Source organism: Micromonospora sp. CPCC 206171, from assembly GCF_036906755.1.
GTDB lineage: Bacteria > Actinomycetota > Actinomycetes > Mycobacteriales > Micromonosporaceae > Micromonospora > Micromonospora purpureochromogenes.
Window position 1 is genome coordinate 68,824 of sequence record NZ_JBAKHT010000004.1, and the last position, 23,415, is coordinate 92,238.

A 23,415-nucleotide genomic window follows, 5' to 3' on the forward strand; every position below is an offset into this window, starting at 1 on the left:
CGCGGCATCGGCGGGCCTGCACGACGGCGGGCGTCGCGGTGCGGGTCGTCCGGCGGGCGGGGGAGGATGGCGGGATGGGACGGGCGACTGACCGGCGGAGCGTGCTCCGCATCGACCTCGACGCGGTGGCCGACGGACGCGCCCCGGTACGCCGGCCGGACACCCTCTCCGTGGAGGAGCCGCTGGAGATCCGGGTCGGCCCGGCCGGACCCGGTCGACGCCGGCCGCTCGCGGTCACCATGCGTACCCCCGGCGACGACATCGACCTGGCGATCGGCTTCCTGCTCACCGAGGGGCTGATCCGGTCGACCGAGGACGTGCTCACCGCCCAGCTCTGCGCCGGGGCGGAGACCCCCAACACCTACAACGTGGTGGACGTGGTGCTCGCCCCGGGCGTGCCGGAGCCCACCACCGACCCGTCGCGGAACTTCTACACCACCAGCTCGTGCGGGGTCTGCGGCAAGGCCAGCATCGAGGCGGTGCGGACCAGGTCGCCGTACCCGGTGGTGGACGACCCGCTCACCGTCCGGGCGGACGTGCTCGCCGCCCTGCCCGACCGGTTGCGGGCGGCCCAGCGGGCCTTCGACCGCACCGGCGGCCTGCACGCGGCCGGGCTGTTCACCGCCGAGGGCGAGCCGGTGGTGCTGCGGGAGGACGTCGGCCGGCACAACGCGGTGGACAAGGTGGTCGGCTGGGCGGTGCGGGAACGTCGCCTCCCGCTGGCCGGGCACCTGCTGCTGGTCTCCGGTCGGGCCAGCTTCGAGCTGACCCAGAAGGCGTGGATGGCCGGACTACCGTTGCTCGCGGCCGTCTCCGCGCCCAGCTCGCTCGCCGCCGACCTGGCGGAGGAGGCCGGGATGACGCTGGTCGGCTTCCTGCGCGGCCGGACGATGAACGTCTACGCCGGCGGGCAGCGGGTGCTGGTCGACTGACCCGCCGACCGACGCCCCGGCGGACGCGCCGTCGGCAGAAGTTCCCGCACGACCCTCATCCGAGACCCCGCCGCACGTGTCGCCGCCGGCGGGGACGCCGCCGGACCACGCCCGGCTCTCCCACGGCCGGCCAGCCGTCCAGCTCGGACGGGGGCACGCCGCGGCGGAGCAGGTCGTCGAGGAGCTGGGCCAGGGAGTAGTCGGGGTGGACCGCCAGCGCCCGCTCCAACGCGACAGCGGCCAGCGCGCCCTGACCGGCTCGCCAGGCGGCGAAGGCCAGCAGGCTCGCCGGCGCGGCGATCAACTCCTCCTCGGCGCGGCGCAGCACGTCGCCCCAGAGGTCGATGTCCTCCTCCCGCCCGTCGGTGCGTTCCCAGGCGTGGTCGCGCACCGGCAGGTGGGTCAAAAGCAGGCTCAGCCAGGCCACCTCGTCGTCGGTGAGCCGCTCGCCCCGGCGGTGCGCCCGCCGGGCGTCCCGCACGGCGGCGACGCCGGCCGCCCGGATCGCGCGACCGCCGAGCAGGTCGGCGGCGGGCGCCTCGGTCAACAGGGTGAGCAGCCGCCGCTCGGCCCGGACGCCGGCCTGCCGCATCGCCGCCCGGTCCGGCCCGTCCGCGGCGGCCACCTGGGCGGTGAGGGCGGCCCGATCGGGGAGCGCCACCTGACCGGCGTAGACCGCGGCGGCGCTGACCTCGCTGCTGCCCGGGTCGTACGGGGTGCCGTCGGGCGGGCAGCAGGCTGCCTCCGCGCACAGGTACGACCAGTACCGGCCGTCGGTCACCCGCATCGCGTCGAGCACGGTCAGGCCGGCCGTGGTCAGTGCGGCGCGTACCGCGTCGACGGCCGGGGTGACCCGGTCGGCCGGGCCGTACCCGATGACGGTGGCGGCGTCGGCGTCCTGCCGGCCGAGGACGCCGCCGAGGTGGTCGGCGGGCAGCCGGGGGTCGGTGCCACGGTCGGGCAGGTCGGCGCGGGCGGCGAAGACGACCCGCTGGGCGCGCATCGCCACCACGACGACGCTGTCGGCGGGGTGGAAGCCGAGCAGGTACGGCACGGCGGCGAGGAGGTCGGCGGGCGAGCGGACGGTGAGCCGGGGGCGGTCGGTCGCGGTCATGCCGGCAGCCTGCGACCCGGGGGACGCGACCGACAGGCCCTGTGGACGACACGCGGGTTGTCCACAGACACGGAGAGTGTTCCCGCAGGTCATTGATTTGCCAGGCTTCGGAATCCCCCGGTTGCGGCAGGGAGCGGCTACCTTGCGCTGATGGACCTGGCGTACCTGCGGACGCATCCGGAGCACCTGCCGACGTTCCTGACCCATCAGCGGATCCGGGAGACGCCGGTCTCCGGCGGGGACGTCTGCGCCGCCTCCCGGCTCACCCTGGACGACGGTCACTCCGTCTTCGCCAAGAGTTGGCCGGAGCGGGCCGACCGGCCGGTGCCCGAGGGCTTCTTCGCCACCGAGGCGGCCGGGCTGCGTTGGCTGCGCGAGGCGGGCACGGTGGCCGTACCGGAGGTGCTGGTGGCCCTGCCGGAGCTGCTGGCGCTGGACTGGGTGGAGCCGGGCGAGCCGTCCCCGGAGGCGGCCGAGCGGTTCGGCCGGGAGCTGGCCGGGATGCACCGGGCCGGGGCGTCCGCCTTCGGCGCCGACTGGCCCGGCTTCATCGGCCCGCTGCCGCAGGACAACACCCCCGACGAGGGCCCCTGGCCGGACTGGTTCGCCCGGCGTCGGCTGCTGCCGTACCTGGCGCTGTCGGTGGACGGCGGCGCGCTCGGCGGCGCGGACGCCGCGCTGGTGGAGCAGGTCGTCGCCCGGATCGGCGAGTTCGGCGGCGAGGAGCCGCCGGCCCGGGTGCACGGCGACCTGTGGCCGGGGAACCTGCTCTGGGGCGCGGACGACCGGGCCTGGCTGGTCGACCCGGCCGCACACGGCGGGCACCGGGAGAGCGACCTGGCCCAGTTGGCGCTCTTCGGGGGCGCGCCGCACCTCGACCGGATCATGAGCGCCTACCGGGAGGAGTGGCCGCTGACCGACGGCTGGCGGGAACGAGTGCCGCTGCACCAGCTCCACCTGCTGCTGGTGCACACCGCCGCCTTCGGCGCGACGTACCGAGATGCGGTCACCCGGGCCGCCCGAGCAGCGCTGGGCGGGACCGGCCGCGCTACGGTCGACGGGTGACCGTCGCCCCGCCCGCCAAGGGCGTCCTCGTCGACCGGTACGGCCGCGTCGCCCGGGACCTGCGGGTCTCGCTGACCGACAAGTGCAACCTGCGCTGCACGTACTGCATGCCGGCGGAGGGTCTGCCCTGGCTGGCCGGGCCGCAGCTGCTCGGCGACGACGAGATCGTCCGGTTGGTCCGGGTCGCCGTGGAACGGCTCGGGGTGACCGAGGTCCGCTTCACCGGCGGCGAGCCGCTGATCCGGCCGGGGCTGGCCGGCATCGTCGCCGAGGTGGCCGCGCTGACCCCCCGCCCGCGGATCTCCCTCACCACCAACGGCATCGGCCTGGACCGGCTCGCCCCCACGCTGCGCGCGGCCGGGCTGGACCGGGTGAACGTGTCGCTCGACACCCTGGACCGCGAGCGGTTCGGCCGGCTGACCCGGCGGGACCGGCTGGCCGACGTGCTCGCCGGGCTGGCCGGCGCCGCCGCCGCCGGGCTCACCCCGGTGAAGGTCAATTCGGTGCTGATGCGGGGCGTCAACGACGACGAGGCCCCGGCGCTGCTGCGGTTCGCCCTCGACCACGGCTATGAGCTGCGGTTCATCGAGCAGATGCCGCTGGACGCCCAGCACGGCTGGGACCGAGCCACCATGGTCACCGCCGACGAGATCCTGGCCTCGCTGGCCGGCGCGTTCGCCCTGACGCCCGACCCCGCCGAGCGGGGCGCGGCGCCCGCCGAGACCTGGCTGGTGGGCGGCGGACCGGCCCGGGTCGGCGTGATCGCCAGCGTCACCCGGCCGTTCTGCGGCGACTGCGACCGGACCCGGCTCACCGCCGACGGCCAGATCCGGGCCTGCCTCTTCGCCACCGAGGAGTCCGACCTGCGCGGCGCGCTGCGCGGCGGGGCGGACGACGCGGAGCTGGCCGAGCGCTGGCAGGTGGCGATGCGGGGCAAGCGCGCCGGGCACGGCATCGACGACCCCACGTTCCTGCAACCGGCCCGGCCGATGTCCGCGATCGGAGGCTGAGCCGTGCAGCTCACCGTCCGCTACTTCGCCGGGGCCCGGGCCGCCGCCGGCCGCACCGAGGAGACCGCATCCGCCGGCCGGTCGCTGGACGAACTGGTGGGTGAACTCGCCGAGCGGCACGGGCCGGGGCTGGCCGCCGTGCTGGAGGTGGCGAGTTTCCTGGTCGACGGGGTGCGCTGTCATGATCGTGGGACACCGCTGCCGGCCGGGGTCACGATCGACGTGCTGCCCCCCTTTGCGGGCGGCTGAGAGAGGGCTGGCATGTTGGCGACTCTGGCGTTCGTTGCCACCCTGGCCCTGATCATCGGGCTGATCCACTTCTACCTGTGGAAGCGGCTGGTCAAGGACACCACCCGCCCCGGGCGGTGGCGGCGGATCGGCGCGGTCGCCGCGCTGGTGCTGGCGCTGCTCGTACCGGCGACGATGGCCGGCACCCGGGCGGTCGGGGCGTTCTGGCTGGCCTGGCCGGGCTACCTCTGGCTGGCGGTGATGTTCTACCTGCTGGTCCTGCTGCTCGTGCTGGAAGTGCCGATGGCGGTCGCCCGGCTGGTGCTGCGCCGCCGGTCGGCGGTCGCCGAGTCGACCGCCGCCGCGCCGGAGCCGGTGCTGGTCGGGGCGGCCGGCACCGCCGACCCGCCGGCCGTCGACGCGGTGGACCAGCCCGACCACGACGCCTCGCGCCGGCTGCTGCTGGCCCGGGGCGCGGCGATCTTCGCCGGGCTCACCGCGGCCGGCGTCACCGGCTACGGCGTCCGGGTGGCGACCGGCCCGCCCGAGCTGGACCGGGTCCGGATCCCGCTGGCGAAGCTGCCGCGCAGCATGGACGGCCTGCGGATCGCCACCGTCTCCGACATCCACCTCGGCCCGCTGCGCGGGCGCGAGCACACCGAGCGGATCGTCGCCGCGATCAACCGCCTCGACGCCGACCTGGTCGCGGTCGTCGGCGACCTGGTCGACGGCTCGGTCGCCGAGCTGGGCGAGGCCGCGGCGCCGCTGCGCGGCCTGCGCTCCCGCTACGGCAACTTCTTCGTCACCGGCAACCACGAGTACTACTCGGGCGTAGAGGAGTGGGTCCAGGAGGTGGACCGGCTCGGCCTGCGGGTGCTGCAGAACCAGCGGCAGGAGATCCACGCCCGGGGTGGCGTGCTGGACCTGGCCGGCGTCAACGACGTGACCGCGGCCGGCACCGGCCTGGCGGCACCGGCCGACTACACGGCCGCGCTCGGCGACCGCGACCCGAGCCGCCCGGTGGTGCTGCTGGCGCACCAGCCGGTCGCCGCGCACGAGGCGGCGAAGTTCGGTGTCGACCTCCAGCTCTCCGGGCACACCCACGGCGGCCAGATCGTGCCGTTCAACCTGGCCGTCAAGCTCCAGCAGCCGGTCGTCTCCGGGCTCGGCGAGGTGGACGGCACCAAGGTGTACGTCACCAACGGCGCCGGCTTCTGGGGCCCGCCGGTGCGGGTCGGCGCCCCGCCGCAGATCACCCTGGTGGAGCTGCGCGCCCCATAGCGCGACCGGGCGGCGGAGTCCAGCACCGGATTGCTCAGGTCACCCGTACGCGTGGCGGCGGGCGGGTGATGGACCGGCCGTGACAGGATGCGGCGTGCCTCCGTTCAGCGCCGCACCCCCCGGTGGCGTCCCGCCGTTCGTCGCGGACCTGCACATCCACTCGAAGTACTCGCGCGCGTGCAGCCGCGATCTCACCCTGCCCAACCTCGGCTGGTGGGCCCGGCGCAAGGGCATCGGCGTGCTCGGCACCGGGGACTTCACCCACCCCGCCTGGTACGACCACCTGCGCGAGACGCTGCACCCGGCCGAGCCCGGGCTCTACCGGCTCGCCCCTGAGGCGGAACGGGACATCGCCCGGCGGCTGCCGCCCCGGCTGGCCAGCGAGGCGGAGACCGACCCGGTCCGGTTCATGCTCAGCGTGGAGATCTCCACGATCTACAAGCGGGACGACCGGACCCGCAAGGTCCACCACCTGATCTACCTGCCCGACCTGGACGCGGTGGCGCGGTTCAACACGGCCCTGGGCCGGATCGGCAACCTCGGCTCGGACGGCCGGCCGATCCTCGGCCTGGACTCCCGGGACCTGCTGGAGATCACCCTGGAGGCGAGCGGCGACGGCTACCTGGTGCCGGCGCACATCTGGACGCCCTGGTTCTCCGCGCTCGGCTCGAAGTCCGGCTTCGACGCGATCGCCGACTGCTACGGCGACCTGGCCGAGCACGTCTTCGCGGTGGAGACCGGCCTCTCCTCCGACCCCGAGATGAACTGGCGGGTCGGCAGCCTGGACGGCTACCAGCTCGTCTCGAACTCCGACGCGCACTCCCCGCCGGCGCTGGCCCGGGAGGCGACGGTCTTCTCCGCCGATCGCGACTACTTCGCGATCCGCGAGGCGCTGCGCACCGGCAGCGGGCTGGCCGGGACGATCGAGTTCTTCCCGGAGGAGGGGAAGTACCACGCGGACGGGCACCGGCTCTGCGGCGTCAACTGGTCGCCGGAGCGGACCCGGCAGGCCGGTGGTCGCTGCCCGGAGTGCGGCAAGCCGCTGACCGTCGGCGTGCTGAGTCGGGTCGAGGAGCTGGCCGACCGGCCGGCGGGGCACCGCCCGGCGCACGCCCGCGAGGTCACCCACCTGGTGCCGCTGGCCGAGATCCTCGGCGAGATCAACAAGGTGGGTGCGCGGAGCAAGAAGGTCGAGGGGAAGCTGCACGAGCTGGTCGCCGCGCTCGGCCCGGAGCTGGAGATCCTCACCCGTACCCCGCTGGACGAGATCGGGCGGGTCGGCGGCGAGCTGCTGGCCGAGGGCATCGGCCGGCTGCGCCGCGGCGACGTCCGCCGGGTGCCGGGCTACGACGGCGAGTACGGCGTGATCACCCTCTTCGACCCCGCCGAGCTGGGCGCGAAGGCCACGGGGGCGCAGGCGGAGACGCTCTTCGACGTACCCGTGCCGGCGCAGCGACGGCCCGCGGAGCCGGCGGCGAAGGCGAAGGCCCGCCGCCCGGCGACGCCGAAGGCCGAGCCGAAGCGGAAGGCCACGCCGCCGCCTCCCCCGCCGATCGCGCCGGCACCCTCGCCGCACGAGCCGTTCGAGCCGATGCTCGCCGGCATGGAGGAGGTCGGCACCGGCCTGCTCGACCGGTTGGACGCGATGCAGCGGGTGGCCGCCTCCGCGCCGGGTGGCCCGCTGCTGATCGTGGCCGGCCCCGGTACCGGCAAGACCCGGACGCTGACCCACCGGATCGCGTACCTCTGCGCGGAGCTGAACGTCTTCCCCGAGCAGTGCCTGGCGATCACCTTCACCCGGCGGGCCGCCGAGGAGCTGCGGCACCGGCTCGACGGGCTGCTCGGCCCGGTGGCCGAGGACGTCACCGTCGGCACGTTCCACTCGCTCGGGCTGGCCATGCTGCGGGAGAACGCGGCCGCCGCCGGGCTGCCGGCGGACTTCCGGATCGCCGACGACGCCGACCGGGCGGCCGCCCACGCCGAGGCCGGTGACGACCCGGACCGCTACACCGCGCTGCTGCGCAAGCAGGACCTGGTCGACCTGGACGAGCTGCTGACCCTGCCGGTCGCGCTGCTGAAGGCCGACAAGAAGCTGGTACGCGACTACCGCGAGCGCTGGCGATGGATCTTCGTCGACGAGTACCAGGACGTCGACGCGGTCCAGTACGAGCTGCTGCGCCTGCTCAGCCCCGCCGACGGCAACCTCTGCGCGATCGGCGACCCGGACCAGGCGATCTACTCGTTCCGGGGCGCGGACGTGGGCTACTTCCTGCGCTTCTCGCAGGACTTCACCGACGCCCGACTGGTCCGGCTGAACCGCAACTACCGCTCATCGGCACCGATCCTGGCCGCCGCCGTGCAGGCCATCGCGCCGTCATCGCTGGTGCGGGGCCGCCGGCTGGACCCGGCCCGGCTCGACCCGGAGGCCCCGCTGGTCGGCCGCTACCCGGCCGCCTCGGTCGCCGACGAGGCCGATTTCGTGGTACGCACCATCGACGAGCTGGTCGGCGGCCTGTCCCACCGGTCGCTGGACTCGGGCCGGATCGACGGCCGGTCGACCACGCTCTCCTTCTCCGACATCGCGGTGCTCTACCGCACCGACTCGCAGGCCGCCCCGATAGTGGACGCTCTCGCCCGGGCGAACATCCCGGTGCAGAAGCGCTCGCACAATCGGCTGCGGGACCGGCCGGGGGTGACCGCCATCGCCCGGGAGCTGCGGCACGCCGACGGGCTGGACGGTTCGTTGCCGGCCCGCGTCCGCCTGGCCGGGCAGGTGCTGGCGGAGCGCTTCGCCGTGCCGACGCTGGACGGCGCCGCCGCGGTACGCCCCGAGGACGTCCGCACGGCGGTCGACCTGCTCACTCCGCTGGCCCGCCGCTGCGGCGACGACCTCGGGCTGTTCCTGTCCCAGCTCGCCACCGGCGCGGAGGTGGACGCGCTCGACCCGCGGGCCGAGGCGGTCACCCTGCTCACCCTGCACGCCGCCAAGGGGCTGGAGTTCCCGGTGGTCTTCCTGGTCGGGGCCGAGGACGGGTTGCTGCCGCTACGCTGGCCGGGCAGCGAGCCGGACGACGACGCGGTCGCCGAGGAGCGGCGACTCTTCTTCGTCGGCCTGACCCGCGCCCAGGACCGGCTCTACGTCAGCCACGCCGCCCGCCGGGTCCGGCACGGGTCGGAGCGGGACTGCCGGCCGTCGCCCTTCCTCGACGTGATCGACGCCGGGCTCTTCGAGCGCTTCGGTGAGACCGAGCCGCGCCGACCGAAGGACCGCCAGCTCCGACTGATCTGACCTGCCGGGCCACCATCGTCCCGCGGCTCGTCGCGCCCACGGACGGTGACCTCCGCCCGGCCGGACACCCGGACGAGCGTGATACCCCAGAGTCATCTTGATGCCTGTCAGGTATCACGCTCGGAACGGGACGGCCGCCGCCGCAGCGCTGGCGAGCAGCACAGCCAAGCAGCACGGCCAAGCAGGCCAGGCAAGCGGCACGGCCAAGCAGGCCAGGCGGGCAACGCCGCCAGCCAGCGTCAAGCGAGGAGCACAGCCAGCCAGGCCCCGGCGAGCAGCGCCGGGCCGAACGGCAGGGCGGTGTCCCGGCGTACCCGGCGGGCGGCCAGCAGGGCCAGCACCAGCACGCCGTTGAGCAGGTGCGGCAGGAGCAGCCCGTAGCCCAGGGTCGACCAGCCCAGCCAGCCCAGCGGCAGGCCGAGGGCGGCGGCGAGCTTGACGTCGCCGAAGCCGAGCCTGGCGCCGGGCAGCAGCGCCAGCAGGACGTACCCGGAGAAGGAGAGTGCGGCCCCGGCGAGAGCGAGCGCCAGGCGGCCCGGCGTGCCGGCGGCGAGCGCGGCCACCCCGAGGCCGGCGACGCCGGCGAGGGCGGCCGCGCCGACCAGCGGATCGGGCAGCCGCAGGAAGGCCAGGTCGACCACCGCCAGCACCACACCGAAGGCCGCCACCAGCAGGTACGCCGGCAGGGCCGGGTCGGGCCCGAGCGCGGCGGCCAGCCCGGCGAACACCACCGCCCCGACGACCGCCCAGCCGACCGTCCACCGGCCGGTGGCGGACCGGTCCGTGGTGAACCGGTTGGCGGAGGTCGGTGCCGCCGCGCCGACGAGGCCGCCGCAGAGCGCGGCGGCGGTCAGCAGCCCGACGGACACGGGCCCGGACGTTACCGGTGCGCCGGTTCCGCGGCTGCCCCGTCGGCGGGCTCCGCCGCCGGCCGCCGGGGTCGCTCGGTGCTCACCACCAGCGCCACGCCGGCCACGATCACCGCGCCGCCGAGCAGCACCTGCGCGGTGATCGGCTCGGCGACCAGCAGCGCGCCGAGCCCGACCGCGACGGCGGGGTTGACGTAGGCGTACGTGGCGACCAGTGAGATGGGCGCGTGGTGCAGCAGCCAGACGTACGCGGTGAAAGCCACCAGCGAGCCGGCCACCATCAGGTACGCCAGCGCCGCCCAGGACCGGCCCGTCACCTCGCCCGGCGAGAAGTCGCGCAGCTCGCCCCGGGCCAGGGCGAGCACGGCGAGCGCCGCCGCGCCGGCGAACATCTCGTACACGGTGGCGACGAACGGGTCGGCGGGCATGGCCAGCCGACCGGACAGGAACGAGCCGACCGACCAGGAGGTGGCGCCGGCGACCACGGTGAGCGCGCCGGCCAGCGGCACCGCGCCCGCGCCACCGGTGGGCAGCACCAGCAGCACCAGGCCGAGGAAGCCGAGCGTCACCCCGGCGAAGGTCCAGCCGCGTGGCCGGTCGCCGGTGGCGGTACGCAGCAGCACCACCAGCAGCGGGACGGTGGCCACCAGCAGCGCGGCGACGCCGGACGGCACGGCCACCCCGCGCGGACCCGCCTCGGCGAGCACCACCAGGCCGTTGCCGCCGGCCAGCAGCAGCACCCCGACCAGGGCGGCGGAGGCGAGCTGACGCCGGTCGACCCGCAACGCCCCCGGCCCGCGGCGCAGCCGCAGGACGACGGCGAGCACCAGCCCGGCGGCGGCGAACCGGAGGGCGGCCGAGGCGAGCGGCGGCATGGACTCCACGGCGATCCGGATGCCGAGATAGGTGGAGCCCCACAGGACGTAGACCAGCAGCAGCGCCGTCCAGATCAGGCCGGGCCGGGTGGGTGTCGCACTCGCGGGAGGTGAGCTCATCGGTGGACCACGCTACGGTGACCACGGCGTCGGTGTCCCGCACGGGTGTCCGGCCTCTCAGCACCGAGTACGCAGGAGGCGTGCATGGCGAACTACGGGCCACCGGGTGGCGGGGCCCCGGAGCCGTGGGGCGGGCGACGCCCGGACGACGCGTACGGCGCCGCACCGGATCCGCACGGGTCGCCCGCGTGGGGCGAGCCGCACGCCCAGCAGCCGTACCCGCAGCCGGGGTGGGCGGCCACCGAGGTCCACCCGCCCAGCGAGCCGTACCGGTCGGCCGGCCCGACCGCCTACCTCGGCGACCCGACGCCGCAGCAGCCGAAACGGGGCCGGGGTCCGCTGATCGCGGTGCTGGCCGTGCTGGCGGTGCTCGTCCTCGGCGGTGCCGCCACGCTGTGGTACCTGGCCGGCCGGGACGACGAACCGGCGTCGAACGCCGCGCCCACCGCTTCGGCGGCGCCGAGCGCGGCGCTGCCCGGGCCGGGCGAACCGGCGCCGACCACCCCCGCGCCGGCCTCGTCCGCCGATCCGCGCTTCGTGAAGGCGGGGCAGTGCGTACGCAACCAGGGCCCGGCGGGCGGCAAGCCCAAGCTGCTGATCAGCGACTGCGCCCCGAAGACGTACGAGGTGCTGCGGCGGTTCGACGGGGAGACCAGCGGTGAGAAGGACGCCGAGGCCAAGTGCGCCAAGGTCACCGGCTACACCAACTGGTACTTCTTCGACAGCGAACTGGACACCCTCGACTTCGTCCTCTGCCTGAAGCAGCGCTGATCGGAAACACTCCCGGTAGGTCAATCTTGCCCTTTCTAGCCTGGACGCTAGAAAGGGCAAGATTGTTGTCGAGGCCCGCAGACACGCCGGTAGCTTCGTCTATGCATCTCTAGTCCCCCGGCTAGACGGCCCGATACTCTGCGATGCGTGGATCCGGTCCGCAACCCGTACGCCCCCGGCGCCGGCCAGCGCCCGCCCGAGCTCGCCGGCCGGGGGCGGGAGCTGGACGTCTTCGACGTGGTCCTGGAACGCATCGCCCGGGGTCGCCCCGAGCGCAGCCTGATGCTCACCGGGCTGCGGGGCGTCGGCAAGACGGTGCTGCTCAACACCCTCCGCTCGCAGGCGATCAACCATCTCTGGGGCACCGGCAAGATCGAGGCCCGGCCGGACCAGTCACTGCGCCGGCCGGTGGCCGCCGCGCTGCACATGGCCGTCCGCGAGCTGGCTCCCCGGCACCGCGCCCCGGACCGGATCGACGCCTTCCTCGGCGTGCTCAAGGCGTTCGCCCAGCGCTCCGCGCCCGCCGGTCGTGGTGCCGCCGCCACCAAGTTGCGTGACCGCTGGCAGCCCGGCATCGACGTGCCGGCGAGCAGCGGCCGGGCCGACTCCGGCGACATCGAGATCGACCTGGTCGAGCTGCTCAGCGACGCGGCCGGGGTGGCCGCCGACGTGGGCACCGGGATCGCCGTCTTCATCGACGAGATGCAGGACCTCGGCCCGGAGGACGTCTCGGCGCTCTGCGCCGCCTGCCATGAGCTGTCCCAGCTCGGCGCGCCGCTGATCGTGGTGGGCGCCGGCCTGCCGCACCTGCCGGCCGTGCTCAGCGCGGCCAAGTCCTACTCCGAACGGCTGTTCCGCTACCAGCGCATCGACCGGCTCGACCGGATCGCCGCCGACCAGGCACTCTGCGCGCCGGCCGAGCGGGAGCAGGTCGAGTACGAGCAGAAGGCCCTCGACCTGCTCTACGAGAAGTCCGGGGGCTATCCCTACTTCGTCCAGGCGTACGGGAAGGCGACCTGGGACCACGCGCCCCGCTCGCCGATCACCGCGGCGGACGTCCGGGTGGCCGCCCCGGAGGCGGAGGCCGAACTGGCGGTCGGCTTCTTCGGCTCCCGGTTCGAGCGGGCCACCCCGGCCGAGCGCGAGTACATGCGCGCGATGGCGACGTTGTCCCTGGTGGAAGGGGAGGCCGACGGCGGCGGCCGGGACGACATGGACGCGGCCGTGCCGACCGCGGAGATCGCCCGGGCGCTCGGGCGCAAGCCGGCGAGCCTCTCCCCGGCCCGGGACGCGCTGATCAAGAAGGGCCTGATCTACTCCGGCGAGCGGGGCACGGTCGCCTTCACCGTCCCGCACTTCGGCCGCTACCTGCGCACCCAACCGGCCTGACCGCCGCCAGCCGGGCCAGCTCCTCCGGCGACACCCGGCGCACCAGTCACGCCGACGGCGCTCTCGTGGCGGTCAGACGCGGGACCAGGGGGCCGGGAACACCACCTCACCGCGCGGCGGCGGCCCCTCGCCGCTGGTGCTCGGCGGCAGCGCCAGCGCCTGCCACGGCTCCCCCAGACCGGACCACGGGCTGGTCAGCCCCATCCGGTCGGCCCGGACGAACCCGAAGCGCCGGTAGTACGCCGGGTCGCCGAGCACCACCACCAGGCGCTCACCCAGCTCGGTCGCGGCGTCCAGCCCGGCCTGCACCGCCGCCGTGCCGTGCCCGACCCGCTGGCGGTGCGGGGCCACCGCGACCGGCCCGAGCGCCAACGCCGGAGCGCGGATGTCGTCGGACTGTACGAAGACCCGGCTCAGCAGGGCGTAGCCGACCACCTCACCGCCGTACTCGGCCACCATCGCCAGCTCCGGGATCCACGCGTCGCTGTCGCGCAGCTCGTCGACGAGCGCCACCTCGCCGGGGACCGCCGCGTCCGGGCGGGCGAAGGCGGCGGCCAGCACCATGCGGACCGGGCCGATGTCCGCCGGGTCCTCGGGGCGCAGCCGCAGGGTAGTCACCCGGGCGACGTTACCCGTCGACACGCGTCCATCAGCGACGGTCGCTCGAATCGGCGTGGCGTCACGTCCATGTCGGAAGGTCCCGGATCGGCCGTTGCCCGGGTAGCGGACGTCCGGACGGGGTATGACTGATCCATGAAACCCGTGCGTTCCCTCGCCCGCGTCATGTTGAGCGGCATCTTCGTGATCAGCGGGGCCCGCAACTTCCAGCACCCCGAGCGCCTCGCGCCGGCCGCCCAGCCGATCACCGACCGGGTCGCTCCGTTGATCTCCAACGTCGCACCGCAGCTGCCCACCGACACCACCACACTGGTCCGCGCCAATTCGGCGGTGCAGCTCGCCGCCGGCCTCATGCTGGCCACCGGGAGGTTCGCCCGGCCGGCCGCGCTCGTGCTCGCCGGCACGTTGGTGCCGGTCACCATCGCCGGCCATCCCTTCTGGAAGAACAACGACCCGGCGACGCGCAACAACAACCAGGTCCACTTCCTGAAGAACCTCGGGCTCTTCGGCGGCCTGCTGCTCGCCGCCGCCGACACCGAGGGGAAGCCGGGTCTGCGCTGGCGGGCCGGTCATCGCATCGGTCACTCTCGACGTTCCGTGACCCGCGCGGTGCGTACCGCCCGCCGGGAAGCGCGGATCGCCGCCCTCTCCGCGTCCACGGCCCGGCGACTTCCGGGCTGACCTGCGTCAATACGGCCATCACCCCCCGCAAGGCCGCGAATTACCTGAACCACCCGACTGCCGTTAACGCGGTGGAAATGTCAAAAACATGTGTGGGATCGGACACGGTCGCATAACGCGGGAGGCATCAACGTGAGGCGCCGTTCTAGGCTCCGTACCGGACCTGGACGGGTAGGACGACCTTGGTACGGGGGTGGCCACGCCATGCCGGCGATCGTCGGTAGACGGCTGGACCGCCTCGCCCCAGTCCGTCGCGCAACGCGTGGGATCGATCGTAGGACAGTCGTACGGACCGGCATCGTGGCCGCCGTCGCCTATGCCGCATGGCTCGCCATCGGTGCTTTCGGGCGGCCGTACAACTTCTTCGACATGAAGATCTACCACGGCGCGGTGGTGTGGTGGGCGAGCGGTCACGAGCTGTACGAGTTCATCGCGCCGACCACCACCCTCGGTTTCACCTACCCGCCCTTCGCCGCCCTGATGATGCTGCCGATGGCGCGACTGCCGGTCGAGGCGTCCGGCTGGATCAACGCGGCGGGCAGCATCGCCGCCCTCGCTCTCGTGCTGGCCGCGCTGTTGCGCCCGATCGTGGACCGGCTCGGCTGGCCGCTCTGGTTCACCGTGGGCATCGCGACGTCGATGTCCGTCGCCATCGAACCGGTCCGGGAGACCCTCGGGTACGGCCAGGTCAACGTGCTGCTCTTCGGGCTGATCATGGCCGACCTGATCGGATTGCGCTGGCGGTCCCGGCGGGGCACCCACGGTCGCCCGACCGACGGCCCGTTCGTGCGCTTCCTCTACAGCGGGGCGTGGGCCGGCATGGGCATCGGCCTGGCCACCGCCGTCAAGCTGACCCCGGCGCTCTTCATCGTCTACCTGCTGATCACCCGGCAGTGGCGGACGGCGGCCACCGCCGTCGGCACCACGATCGGCGTGACGCTGGGGACGTTCGCGCTGGTCGGTACGGAGTCGCGGGCCTACTTCGGCGGCGTGCTCTTCCAGACCGAGCGGGTCGGCGCGGCCGACATGACCCCCAACCAGTCGCTGGCCGGCCTGCTCGCCCGGCTGTACGACTCGATCGAGACGCCCGGCCTGCTCTGGCTGTCGTTCTCGGTGCTGATCCTCGCGGTGGGGCTCTCCCGCGCCGCCACCGCCCGGGCCGACGGCGACGAGCTGACCGCGTTCACCCTGGTCGGGCTGACCGCCAACGTGATCAGCCCGATCTCCTGGACGCACCACCTGGTCTGGGTGATCCCGGCGATCGTCGTGCTCGCCGACGCGGCCGTACGCCGTCGCGAGGCGAGCCGGGGGCTGGCGGCCCGCGCCGGCCAGGCGTCGTCGTACGGGGGGCCGCCCGGAGTCAACGGGCTGCGCCCGCCGATCTGGTACCCGACGCTGACCGGCCTGCGGCACGCCGTCGCGGCGGCGGGGCTCTACCTGCTCTTCCTCGTCTCGCCCATCTGGCCGTACGAGCACCAACTCCCCGAGGTGTCGCACTACCAGGACGGCCTCTTCGGCGCGCTGATGGAGAACTCCCTCGCGCTGGCGCTGATCGTGCTGGTCGCCGCACTGCCCTGGCGCCCCGGCGCCGAGCCGGCCTTCTACACCGACCGCCTCTCCCGCACCCCCACCACCGCCCGCCGCTGACCGCCCCCGGCCCCGCAGCTACAGAGAAAGAGTGGCTATCCCGCGTCGGATAGCCACTCTTTCTCGGTAAGTGCGCGGATCATGAGGGGAACGGTCAGGGGCAGTTGACCCATTCCTCGGTGCCGTCGGTGAAGACCTGGCGCTTCCAGATCGGCAGGCGCGCCTTGACCTCGTCGACCAGGCGGGCGCAGGCTTCGAAGGCCGCGGCGCGGTGCGCGGTGCTGACCGCGGCGACCAGTGCCACGTCACCGATCTCCAGCCGGCCGATCCGGTGCGACACCGCCACCGCGTACACCTCGGGTTCGGCGGCGATCTCGGCGGCGACCTCGCGGAGCACGTCGGCGGCGCTCGGGTGGCCCTCGTACTCCAGCAGGGTGACCCGACGGCCGTGGTCGTGGTCGCGGACCACGCCCTGGAAGGAGACCACCGCGCCGGCCCGCCGGTCGGCGACCGCGGCCTCGTGCGCGGCGAGGTCGAGCGGCTGGTCGGTGACCGCGAGGACGGCGACCGTCGGGTCGGTGGTCACCACGAGCGCTCCCCGGGCAGCAGCGGCAGCGGTACGACCGGCACCCGCGCCCCGGCCTCGCCGGTGGTGCCCGGACGGATCACCGCGAACCCGTCGGCCCCGGCCAGCCCACGCAGCATCGCCGAGCCGACGTGGCGCAGCGGGTGGGCGGTGCCGGCGGCCCGGTCCAGCCGGACCAGGGCCAGGTGCGTGTAGTCGCCCCGACCGGGCACCGGCTCGGCGAGCGTGGCGTGCGGCAGCACCGGCATCGGTCGACCGGTCAACCCGGCCAGCAGCGGCGCGACCAGCGAGACGAGGGCGACGATCGCGGACTGCGGGTTGCCCGGCAGGCCGGCGACGAAGCGGACCCGGCCGTCGGCGCCGACGAGCCGGGCCAGCAGCATCGGGAAGCCCGGCCGGACCGCCACGGTGTTGACCACGTAGTCCGCGCCGAGCGCCTCCAGGGTGGGATGCAGGTGGTCCACCGGACCGTGCATCGTCCCGCCGGTGGTGCAGACCAGGTCGGCGTTGGTCAGCGCGGACCGCAGCGCCGCCACGTGGGCGGGGAGGGTGTCCGCCACCGGGCCGACCACGTCGGAGGAGCGCACCTGACAGCCGTACCGGCGCAGCCAGGCCGGCACGGCCGGGCCGAGCGCGTCGCGTACCCGGCCGGCGCCGGGGGGGCCGGCGGTCAGCAGCTCGTCGCCGAAGACCAGCAGCGCGGCCCGGGGCTGCCGCCGCACCGCCAGCTGGTCGTGGCCGCAGGCGGCGGCCAGGCCGATCAGCGCCGGGTCGACCGGGGTGCCGGCGGGGAGCAGTTCCTCACCCGCGTACGCCTCCTCGCCCGGCTCCCGCCACTCCGGGTGGGGCCGGGGCGTGCCGGTCACCCGTCCGTCGGCGGTACGGCTCGACTCCTCGATCCGCAGCACGGCGGTGGTGCCCTCGGGGACCATCGCGCCGGTGGCGATCTCGACGGTGGTGCCGTCGGCGGTCAGCGGGGGCGGGGTGTTGCCGGCCAGCACCCGCCCGACGACGTCCCAGGGGCCCTCACCGCGCACCGCCCAGCCGTCCACGCTCGAGGTCGGGAAGGCGGGCAGGTCGGTCCGCGTGGTCAGCGGCTCGGCGAGGGTGTGCCCGTCGGTGTCGGCCAGCGGCCGGCGGACCGCGGGAAGCGCGGCGGCGAGGCCGACCGCGTACACCCGGGAGCGGGCCTCCTCCCAACCGGCCGGCGGCGGTGCCGCCACCTGTGCCGCGGCGGCGGCGGTTTCCGTGCTCACCGGGGGGCCTCCGTTCACCGACTGCGGTGCGCGCGTCACATCCGCGCGTTCACCGGGCGAGCCTATCGCCGCGGACGCCGGACCGGGCGTCAGTGGTCGCCGCCGCGCAACTGCTCGACGGCGTGGACGAGGATCGGGCCGAGCACGGCGAGGCCGTCCCGCGCACCGCCGGTCGACCCGGGCAGGTTGACCACCAGCATCCGGCCCGCCACCCCGGCCAGCCCTCTCGACAGCGCGGAGGTGGGGACCCGGTCGCGGCTGTGCGCCCGGATCGCCTCGGCGATGCCGGGGATCTCGTAGTCGAGCAGCGCCCGGGTCACGTCGGGCGTCCGGTCGGTGGGGGTGATCCCGGTGCCGCCGCTGGTCAGGACCACGTCGATCCCGTCCGCCAGGGCGCTGCGCAACGCCTCGCCCACCGGCTCGCCGTCGGGAACCACCACCGGCTCGTCGACGGCGCAGCCCAGCTCACGCAGGCCCGTGACGAGCAGGGGGCCGCTGGTGTCGGCGTAGACACCGGCGGCGGCCCGGTTGGACGCCACCACGACCCGGGCCCGGATCACGGCCGATCCTCCGGGCGGACCCATTCGCCGGTCTTGCCGCCTTCCTTGCGGAGCACCCGCACCGCTTCGACGGAGGCGGCCGGGTCGACCGCCTTGACCATGTCGACCAGGGCCAGCCCGGCCACCGCCACGGCGGTCAGCGCCTCCATCTCCACGCCCGTCCGGTCGGCGGTCCTGGCCGTGGCGGTGATCTCGACGGTGTCCTCGGTCAGCCGCAGGTCGACGGTCACGCCGTGCAGCGCGATCGGATGGCAGAGCGGGATCAGGTCGGGGGTGCGCTTGGCGCCCATGATGCCGGCGAGCCGACCGACCGCCAGCGCGTCGCCCTTGGGCAGGCCGTCGCGGCGGAGCAGGTCGACCACCTCGGCGGTGGTGCGCAACCGGCCGGCGGCCACGGCGAGCCGGCCGGTGACCGGCTTGGCGGAGACGTCGACCATGCGGGCCGCGCCCGCCGGGTCGACGTGGGTGAGCTGCGCGGGATCGGTCACGACCGCAGCCTATCCGCCGGGTACGACCGGGAAGCACCACGAGTTCGGGAGGAGCACAGCCGGCTGCCCTGGCCGGGCTTTCCCTCACCCACCCGGCCGTCAGCGCCGCTGGGGAAACCGTGACGTGCAGGAGCATCCCGGGAAGACGCTCAACCGGTATCGGGCGCCCGCTCGGATAAGGCGATCCGTTACGTCTTCGGCGGCCCGGAACGCACGACGGAGGCTGGCGGGATAACTACACACGTTGGCGACAGCGGATGGGGGACCTCGGGCCACAACTCGTCGACCAGATCCTCTACGGTCACCAGTCGCCCGGTTCGCATGAGCAGCAGGGCAACCCAGGACGCGAATCTCCACCAGATCCTCGATCACTCCGCCCAAGTGCTCAAAGGATCACTCTACGAGATCGTGAACTGGGTGGAACGGTGTGAGTGGCACACATCCCGTTGCCCGTCCGGATGATCGGTGTACCCCTCCACGTCACCCTGCGGCAGACAGGAGATGATCCGATCCGTCGTTGGAATTGGAAGCGGGCAAGGCCAGACTGAAGATAGTTCGCAAACGGCAGTGCTAGGCCGGTGACCGGCGAGGACTCGGGTCGTCCGTTGCAGGACCGGGTACGAGGTACGCGCTCCGCATTTAGCTCGTGGACACAACGTCACAAATCATTGTGAGTTCGCTGATATCGCGCATACCGACATTCATCAGTGCAAGAGAGCGGCAACTGTCCCTTAAGCTCCCCCCATTGGTAACGAGAACAATCGCACTGGGGGTCATGATGACGTCGCACGAATGGACCTGAGCAACGTTCTGCAAGCAGGTCGAGAGCAGTAAACTTGCGGAGTGCACAACCATCGGTTACTGAATGAGGTCGATGGGTGACTCCACAACGACGGAGTGATGGGACCGATCGGCGGCTGCTGCCGCTAGTCGGTCTCGTCGTCTTTCTGGCGGCCGTGTCCACCATCGTGTCCGCCGTTCGTCTCACCAATGACGAACCCCGTGTCGGCCCCGCCACCTGGCTGGCTCTGATCTCGCTGGTCGCCGCCGGGTTCACCGTCAAGGTGCGTATCCGGATCAGAGCCAACAACCACGACATCGCGTGGACCGAGACGGCAATCGTCATCGGCCTCACCGTGGCCCCGACCTCGACCGTGGTCCTCGCCACGGGCTGCGCCCTCGTCCTGGTCACCACCCTCGCTCGAATCCCCGCCATCCGGGCCGCCTTCGGCGTCGGAAAGAACATGCTGGTGGCGACGGCGGCGGGCGCGGTGCTGCACGCGAGCGGCTGGCAGGTGGGCGAAGAGAGCGTGCTGGCCACGATCATGCCGCTGTCCGTCGCCTATCTGACCGCGGTGCTGCTGGACGAGCTGGTCGCACTGCCGGTCATCGCGATCGCCTCCGGTGAACGGGTACGGGAACTGTTCCGGGAGGACTGGGAACTCCGGCTCGCCTTTGCGGTGGGCCGACTGGTGGTGGTCCTCGGGACGTTCCTCATCCTGCGCGGCGACAGCCGCCTACTCATCGCCGTGCCACCCCTGATGCTCAGCCTCCACCTGCTGTACTCCAACCGGGTGAAGGCCCGCACCGAGCAGCAGGCCTGGCAGCGCCTCGCCCGCACCACGGACGCGCTGAACGTCGTCGACCTGGACAAGGTTCTCACCACCGCCGTCACTCAGGCCGCCGAACTCTTCTCCGCAGACGAGGTCGAGATAGAGCTGCGCGACGGCCCCCGCGCGGTTCGGGGTACCAGAGGTGGCATCGGTTACGACGGGCCCGCCGGGGACCCGAGCAGCGTCCAGGGCTCCGCCGTCTCCGCACCCTTGGAGGGGCCCGACGGCAGCGCCGACGTGGGGGTGCTGCGGCTGCGCTTCCGGGGACCGGTCCAGCTCTCCGAGCGGGAGCAGTACACGCTGCGCACCTTCGCCTCGGCGCTGTGCACCGCCGTCCGCAACGCCCAGGCGTACGCCGAGCTGGCCCGGGTGGCCGCCGAACACGCGCACGCCGCCACCCACGACGCGCTGACCGGCCTGGCCAACCGGCGGCAACTGCTGGAGCGCGGCACCGAGCAGCTCAGCACCCGGCACGCCGAGGGGGTGACCGCGCTGGTGCTGATCGACCTCAACCACTTCAAGGAGGTCAACGACACTCTCGGCCACGCCGCCGGCGACCAGGTGCTCATGCAGGTCGCCGACCGGTTACGGGCCGCCGCGCAGGCCGAGGACCTGGTGGCCCGCCTCGGCGGCGACGAGTTCGCCGTACTGCTGCGCGGGCTGCCCGCTCCGGCGGTCGCCGCGCACCGGGCGGAGGCGCTGATCGGCGCCCTGCACCAGCCGTTGGACGTGGACGGCATGCGGATCAGCGTCGAGGCCAGCGGGGGTATCGCCGTGGCCCCGGCCAGCGGCGGCATGCCGGAGCTGCTGCGCCGCGCCGACGTGGCGATGTACCAGGCCAAGCGGGCCGGTCAGCGGGTCTCCACGTACGCGCCGACCCGCGACACCGCCGACCTCGGCCGGCTCACCCTCGGCGGCGAGCTGCCCCGGGCGGTGGCCGACCACGAGTTCACCGTCAACTTCCAGCCCATCGTGGACCTGGCCAGCGGCGAGGTCACCGGCGCGGAGGCGCTGGCCCGCTGGCACCACCCGACCCACGGCATGATCGACCCACTGCGCTTCCTGGAGGCGGTGGAACGCTCCGGCCTGCTCCCCGCGTTCGCCGAGGCGATCCTCGACCAGGCGCTGCTCGCCGCCGTGAGCTGGCGAACGGCCGGCTTCGACCTGCCGGTCTCGGTCAACGTCTCCCCACGCAGTCTGCTCGACGCCCGCTTCCCCGGCGCGGTGCTGGCCCGGCTGCGCGCCCACGACCTCCCGCCCGACCGGCTGGTCCTGGAGCTGACCGAGACGCTGACGCTGAGCCAGCTCGACGTGGTCGACCGGGTGCTCAGCCGGCTGCGCGACTCCGGCGTCCGGCTGTCGCTGGACGACTTCGGCACCGGCTACTCCTCGCTCTCCCTGCTCTCCCGCATCCCGGTGCACGAGCTGAAGATCGACCGCAGCTTCGTCACCGCGATGGAAGGCTCGGCGGAGGCCGCGGCCGTCATCCGCTCGACCCTCGACCTCGGCCGCAGCCTCGACCTCACCGTCGTCGCCGAGGGAGTGGAGAGCGAGCCGCAGCGCCGGGCGCTCTGGGAGCTGGGCTGCGCCGCCGGCCAGGGCCACCTCTTCGCCCGTCCGCTGCCGTCCGGCAGCCTCCTCGCCGCCCTGCAACGCGGCTCGGGCGGCCGACCCGGCACCCTCGTCCCGCCGCTGCACGACACCGGCGCGGTCATCCGCCTCACCCCCGGCCGCCGCCAGCCCGGCCGGAGCCGCCCGGCGGGTCTGCCACACTTGCCGGCGTGACCGCCGCCTCCCGCACCTGGCGCGCCCTGGACTCCACCGCCGGCGGCCTCGCCCTCGACCTCGGCCTCTACGCGGTCTCCGCCGCCTTCGCCGCGGTCACCGCCGCCACCTCCACCCTGGCACCGCACCGGGCCTGGGGGAGCGTCGCCGCCGTCAGCTACCTGATCGCCGCGCTGCTGGTCGCCGGCCAGCTCCTGCTCCGAGGCCGCCGCCCCGAGCTGGCCGGGATGCCGGCGCGCTCGGCGATCACCGCGCTGGCCTGGGCGACCACCGCCCTGCTGCCGCTGGTGATCCAGAGCGTCCAGCGGGCGTCGGGGCGTACCGACCGGGCGCAGGAGGAGGTGGTGGTCGTCGAGCGCGCCGGCATCCGGCTCGCCGAGCACGGCACCCCCTACCTGGGGCCCGACGCGATCGCCGCGCTCCCCGCCGACGAACGGCTGCTCGGCTACACGCCGTACCAGCCGGGAATGGCGCTGTTCGGGCTGCCCCGGGCCGGCGTGGACGCCTGGTGGACCGACTCCCGGGTGTGGTTCGCGCTGGTCACCGCGCTGGCGCTGGCCGTCGCGGTGGTCGCGCTGTGCGCCGCCGGCCGCCCCTCGGCCGACCGCCCCGATCCGGCGACGGTGCTGCGCGGCGTACAGGCCGCGACCGTGCTGCCGATCTGCGCGCTCACCCTCGCCACCGGCGGCGACGACCTGCCCGTACTCGCGCTCTGCCTGCTGGCGCTGGCGTGCGCCGCCGCCGGCCGGCCCGGCGCGGCCGGCGTGGCGGTCGGGCTCGCCGGCGCGTTGAAGCTCTTCGCCTGGCCGGTCGCCCTGGTCCTGATCTTCTGGGGCGCCACCCGGCGGGCCGGGCTCCGCGTTGCCGTCGGCGCGCTCGGCCTGCCGGCGCTCGCCCTGGTGCCGGCGGTGCTGGTCGACCGGGACGCGCTGGTGGAGAACGTGCTGCGGTTCCCGCTCGGCCACGGGCAGGTGACCAGCCCTGCCCAGTCCCCCTTCCCCGGACACCTGATCGCGACCGGGCTGCCCGGTGGCCGGGTGATCGCCGCGACGCTGCTCGTCGCCGCCGGCGTGGCGATCGCCGTCCGACTGCTGCGCCACCCGCCCGGCACCGCCACCGCCACCGCGCTGATCTGCGGATACGGCCTGCTGACGGCGATCCTGCTGATGCCCACCACCCGCTTCGGCTACCTGCTCTACCCGCTCGCCCTGCTCGTCTGGGCACCCGCATTGGCCGGACAGCCGACCACCGTTTCGCCGGAGTCGCCGACACCGGCCCTCCCCAGGGCGTAGACCTGA

At 74.2% G+C, this 23,415-nt stretch carries 19 protein-coding genes and 1 pseudogene; 12 read left to right on the forward strand and 8 right to left on the reverse strand.

Going from position 1 to position 23,415, the window contains the following annotated elements; translation table 11 throughout:
- Positions 1-74: 74 nt before the first annotated feature.
- Positions 75-932: a formate dehydrogenase accessory sulfurtransferase FdhD gene (gene fdhD, locus V6U89_RS07395; protein WP_334569928.1), complete on the forward strand. Its 858-nt coding sequence runs from the start codon at positions 75-77 to the stop codon at positions 930-932.
- Positions 933-987: 55 nt separating this feature from the next.
- Here the strand turns inward: fdhD and V6U89_RS07400 are convergent, their stop codons facing one another.
- Positions 988-2,046, reverse strand: a complete 1,059-nt coding sequence (locus tag V6U89_RS07400; RefSeq protein ID WP_334569929.1) for a DUF4192 domain-containing protein — start codon at positions 2,044-2,046, stop codon at positions 988-990.
- A gap of 150 nt (positions 2,047-2,196) precedes the next feature.
- Between V6U89_RS07400 and V6U89_RS07405 the strand changes: the two genes are divergently transcribed.
- The 5 genes from V6U89_RS07405 to V6U89_RS07425 all read left to right on the forward strand — a co-directional run bounded on the left by V6U89_RS07405 (position 2,197) and on the right by V6U89_RS07425 (position 8,919).
- Complete coding sequence (locus V6U89_RS07405; RefSeq protein ID WP_334569930.1) at positions 2,197-3,111, forward strand: fructosamine kinase family protein; 915 nt, start codon at positions 2,197-2,199, stop codon at positions 3,109-3,111.
- Positions 3,108-4,121, forward strand: coding sequence for a GTP 3',8-cyclase MoaA (gene moaA / locus V6U89_RS07410; RefSeq protein WP_334569931.1), 1,014 nt, complete (start codon positions 3,108-3,110; stop codon positions 4,119-4,121). Before V6U89_RS07405 ends, moaA begins: the two co-directional genes overlap by 4 nt.
- Positions 4,122-4,124: 3 nt before the next feature.
- Positions 4,125-4,370 carry a MoaD/ThiS family protein gene (locus V6U89_RS07415; RefSeq protein ID WP_334569932.1) on the forward strand — a complete coding sequence of 82 codons (246 nt, stop codon included), beginning with the start codon at positions 4,125-4,127 and terminating at the stop codon, positions 4,368-4,370.
- Positions 4,371-4,382: 12 nt separating this feature from the next.
- Positions 4,383-5,630 carry a metallophosphoesterase gene (locus V6U89_RS07420; RefSeq protein ID WP_334569933.1) on the forward strand — a complete coding sequence of 416 codons (1,248 nt, stop codon included), beginning with the start codon at positions 4,383-4,385 and terminating at the stop codon, positions 5,628-5,630.
- A 94-nt stretch (positions 5,631-5,724) separates the two neighbouring features.
- A complete protein-coding gene (locus tag V6U89_RS07425) occupies positions 5,725-8,919 on the forward strand; it encodes a UvrD-helicase domain-containing protein (RefSeq protein WP_334569934.1) in 3,195 nt (1,064 codons plus the stop codon).
- Between the two features lie 239 nt (positions 8,920-9,158).
- Here the strand turns inward: V6U89_RS07425 and V6U89_RS07430 are convergent, their stop codons facing one another.
- Together V6U89_RS07430 and V6U89_RS07435 are read right to left on the reverse strand one after the other, a co-directional pair.
- Positions 9,159-9,788 carry an A24 family peptidase gene (locus V6U89_RS07430; RefSeq protein WP_334569935.1) on the reverse strand — a complete coding sequence of 210 codons (630 nt, stop codon included), beginning with the start codon at positions 9,786-9,788 and terminating at the stop codon, positions 9,159-9,161.
- An 11-nt stretch (positions 9,789-9,799) separates the two neighbouring features.
- Positions 9,800-10,783 (reverse strand): EamA family transporter, encoded by a 984-nt coding sequence (locus V6U89_RS07435; protein ID WP_334569936.1) that lies wholly within the window; start codon positions 10,781-10,783, stop codon positions 9,800-9,802.
- A gap of 318 nt (positions 10,784-11,101) precedes the next feature.
- On the opposite strand from V6U89_RS07435, the pseudogene V6U89_RS07440 reads away from it, so the two are divergent.
- Positions 11,102-11,554: pseudogene (locus V6U89_RS07440) on the forward strand (LppU/SCO3897 family protein); the annotation flags it as partial.
- Positions 11,555-11,701: 147 nt separating this feature from the next.
- Positions 11,702-12,943, forward strand: a complete 1,242-nt coding sequence (locus V6U89_RS07445) for an ATP-binding protein (RefSeq protein ID WP_334569937.1) — start codon at positions 11,702-11,704, stop codon at positions 12,941-12,943.
- A 72-nt stretch (positions 12,944-13,015) separates the two neighbouring features.
- Here V6U89_RS07445 and V6U89_RS07450 read toward each other — a convergent pair whose 3' ends face one another.
- Positions 13,016-13,561, reverse strand: a complete 546-nt coding sequence (locus V6U89_RS07450) for a GNAT family N-acetyltransferase (protein WP_334569938.1) — start codon at positions 13,559-13,561, stop codon at positions 13,016-13,018.
- A gap of 135 nt (positions 13,562-13,696) precedes the next feature.
- On the opposite strand from V6U89_RS07450, the gene V6U89_RS07455 reads away from it, so the two are divergent.
- The gene (locus V6U89_RS07455) at positions 13,697-14,242 is read left to right on the forward strand and encodes a DoxX family protein (RefSeq protein WP_334569939.1); all 546 of its coding nucleotides are present in this window, start codon (positions 13,697-13,699) and stop codon (positions 14,240-14,242) included.
- 204 nt (positions 14,243-14,446) lie between these two features.
- Positions 14,447-15,889 carry a glycosyltransferase 87 family protein gene (locus V6U89_RS07460; RefSeq protein ID WP_334569940.1) on the forward strand — a complete coding sequence of 481 codons (1,443 nt, stop codon included), beginning with the start codon at positions 14,447-14,449 and terminating at the stop codon, positions 15,887-15,889.
- Positions 15,890-15,983: 94 nt separating this feature from the next.
- On the opposite strand, the gene V6U89_RS07465 is transcribed toward V6U89_RS07460, so the two are convergent.
- The 4 genes from V6U89_RS07465 to moaC all read right to left on the reverse strand — a co-directional run bounded on the left by V6U89_RS07465 (position 15,984) and on the right by moaC (position 18,719).
- Complete coding sequence (locus tag V6U89_RS07465; RefSeq protein ID WP_334569941.1) at positions 15,984-16,415, reverse strand: molybdenum cofactor biosynthesis protein MoaE; 432 nt, start codon at positions 16,413-16,415, stop codon at positions 15,984-15,986.
- Positions 16,412-17,671 carry a molybdopterin molybdotransferase MoeA gene (locus V6U89_RS07470; protein WP_334569942.1) on the reverse strand — a complete coding sequence of 420 codons (1,260 nt, stop codon included), beginning with the start codon at positions 17,669-17,671 and terminating at the stop codon, positions 16,412-16,414. Before V6U89_RS07470 ends, V6U89_RS07465 begins: the two co-directional genes overlap by 4 nt.
- Before the next feature lie 89 nt (positions 17,672-17,760).
- Positions 17,761-18,255: a MogA/MoaB family molybdenum cofactor biosynthesis protein gene (locus V6U89_RS07475; RefSeq protein ID WP_334569943.1), complete on the reverse strand. Its 495-nt coding sequence runs from the start codon at positions 18,253-18,255 to the stop codon at positions 17,761-17,763.
- Entirely contained in the window at positions 18,228-18,719 is a 492-nt protein-coding gene (moaC, locus tag V6U89_RS07480) for a cyclic pyranopterin monophosphate synthase MoaC (protein WP_334569944.1), read from the reverse strand. Before moaC ends, V6U89_RS07475 begins: the two co-directional genes overlap by 28 nt.
- Positions 18,720-19,597: 878 nt before the next feature.
- On the opposite strand from moaC, the gene V6U89_RS07485 reads away from it, so the two are divergent.
- Positions 19,598-22,117 carry a putative bifunctional diguanylate cyclase/phosphodiesterase gene (locus V6U89_RS07485; protein WP_334569945.1) on the forward strand — a complete coding sequence of 840 codons (2,520 nt, stop codon included), beginning with the start codon at positions 19,598-19,600 and terminating at the stop codon, positions 22,115-22,117.
- Positions 22,114-23,409, forward strand: a complete 1,296-nt coding sequence (locus V6U89_RS07490) for a glycosyltransferase 87 family protein (RefSeq protein ID WP_334569946.1) — start codon at positions 22,114-22,116, stop codon at positions 23,407-23,409. The genes V6U89_RS07485 and V6U89_RS07490 overlap by 4 nt, the downstream gene beginning before the upstream one ends.
- The last annotated feature ends 6 nt before the right edge of the window (positions 23,410-23,415 follow it).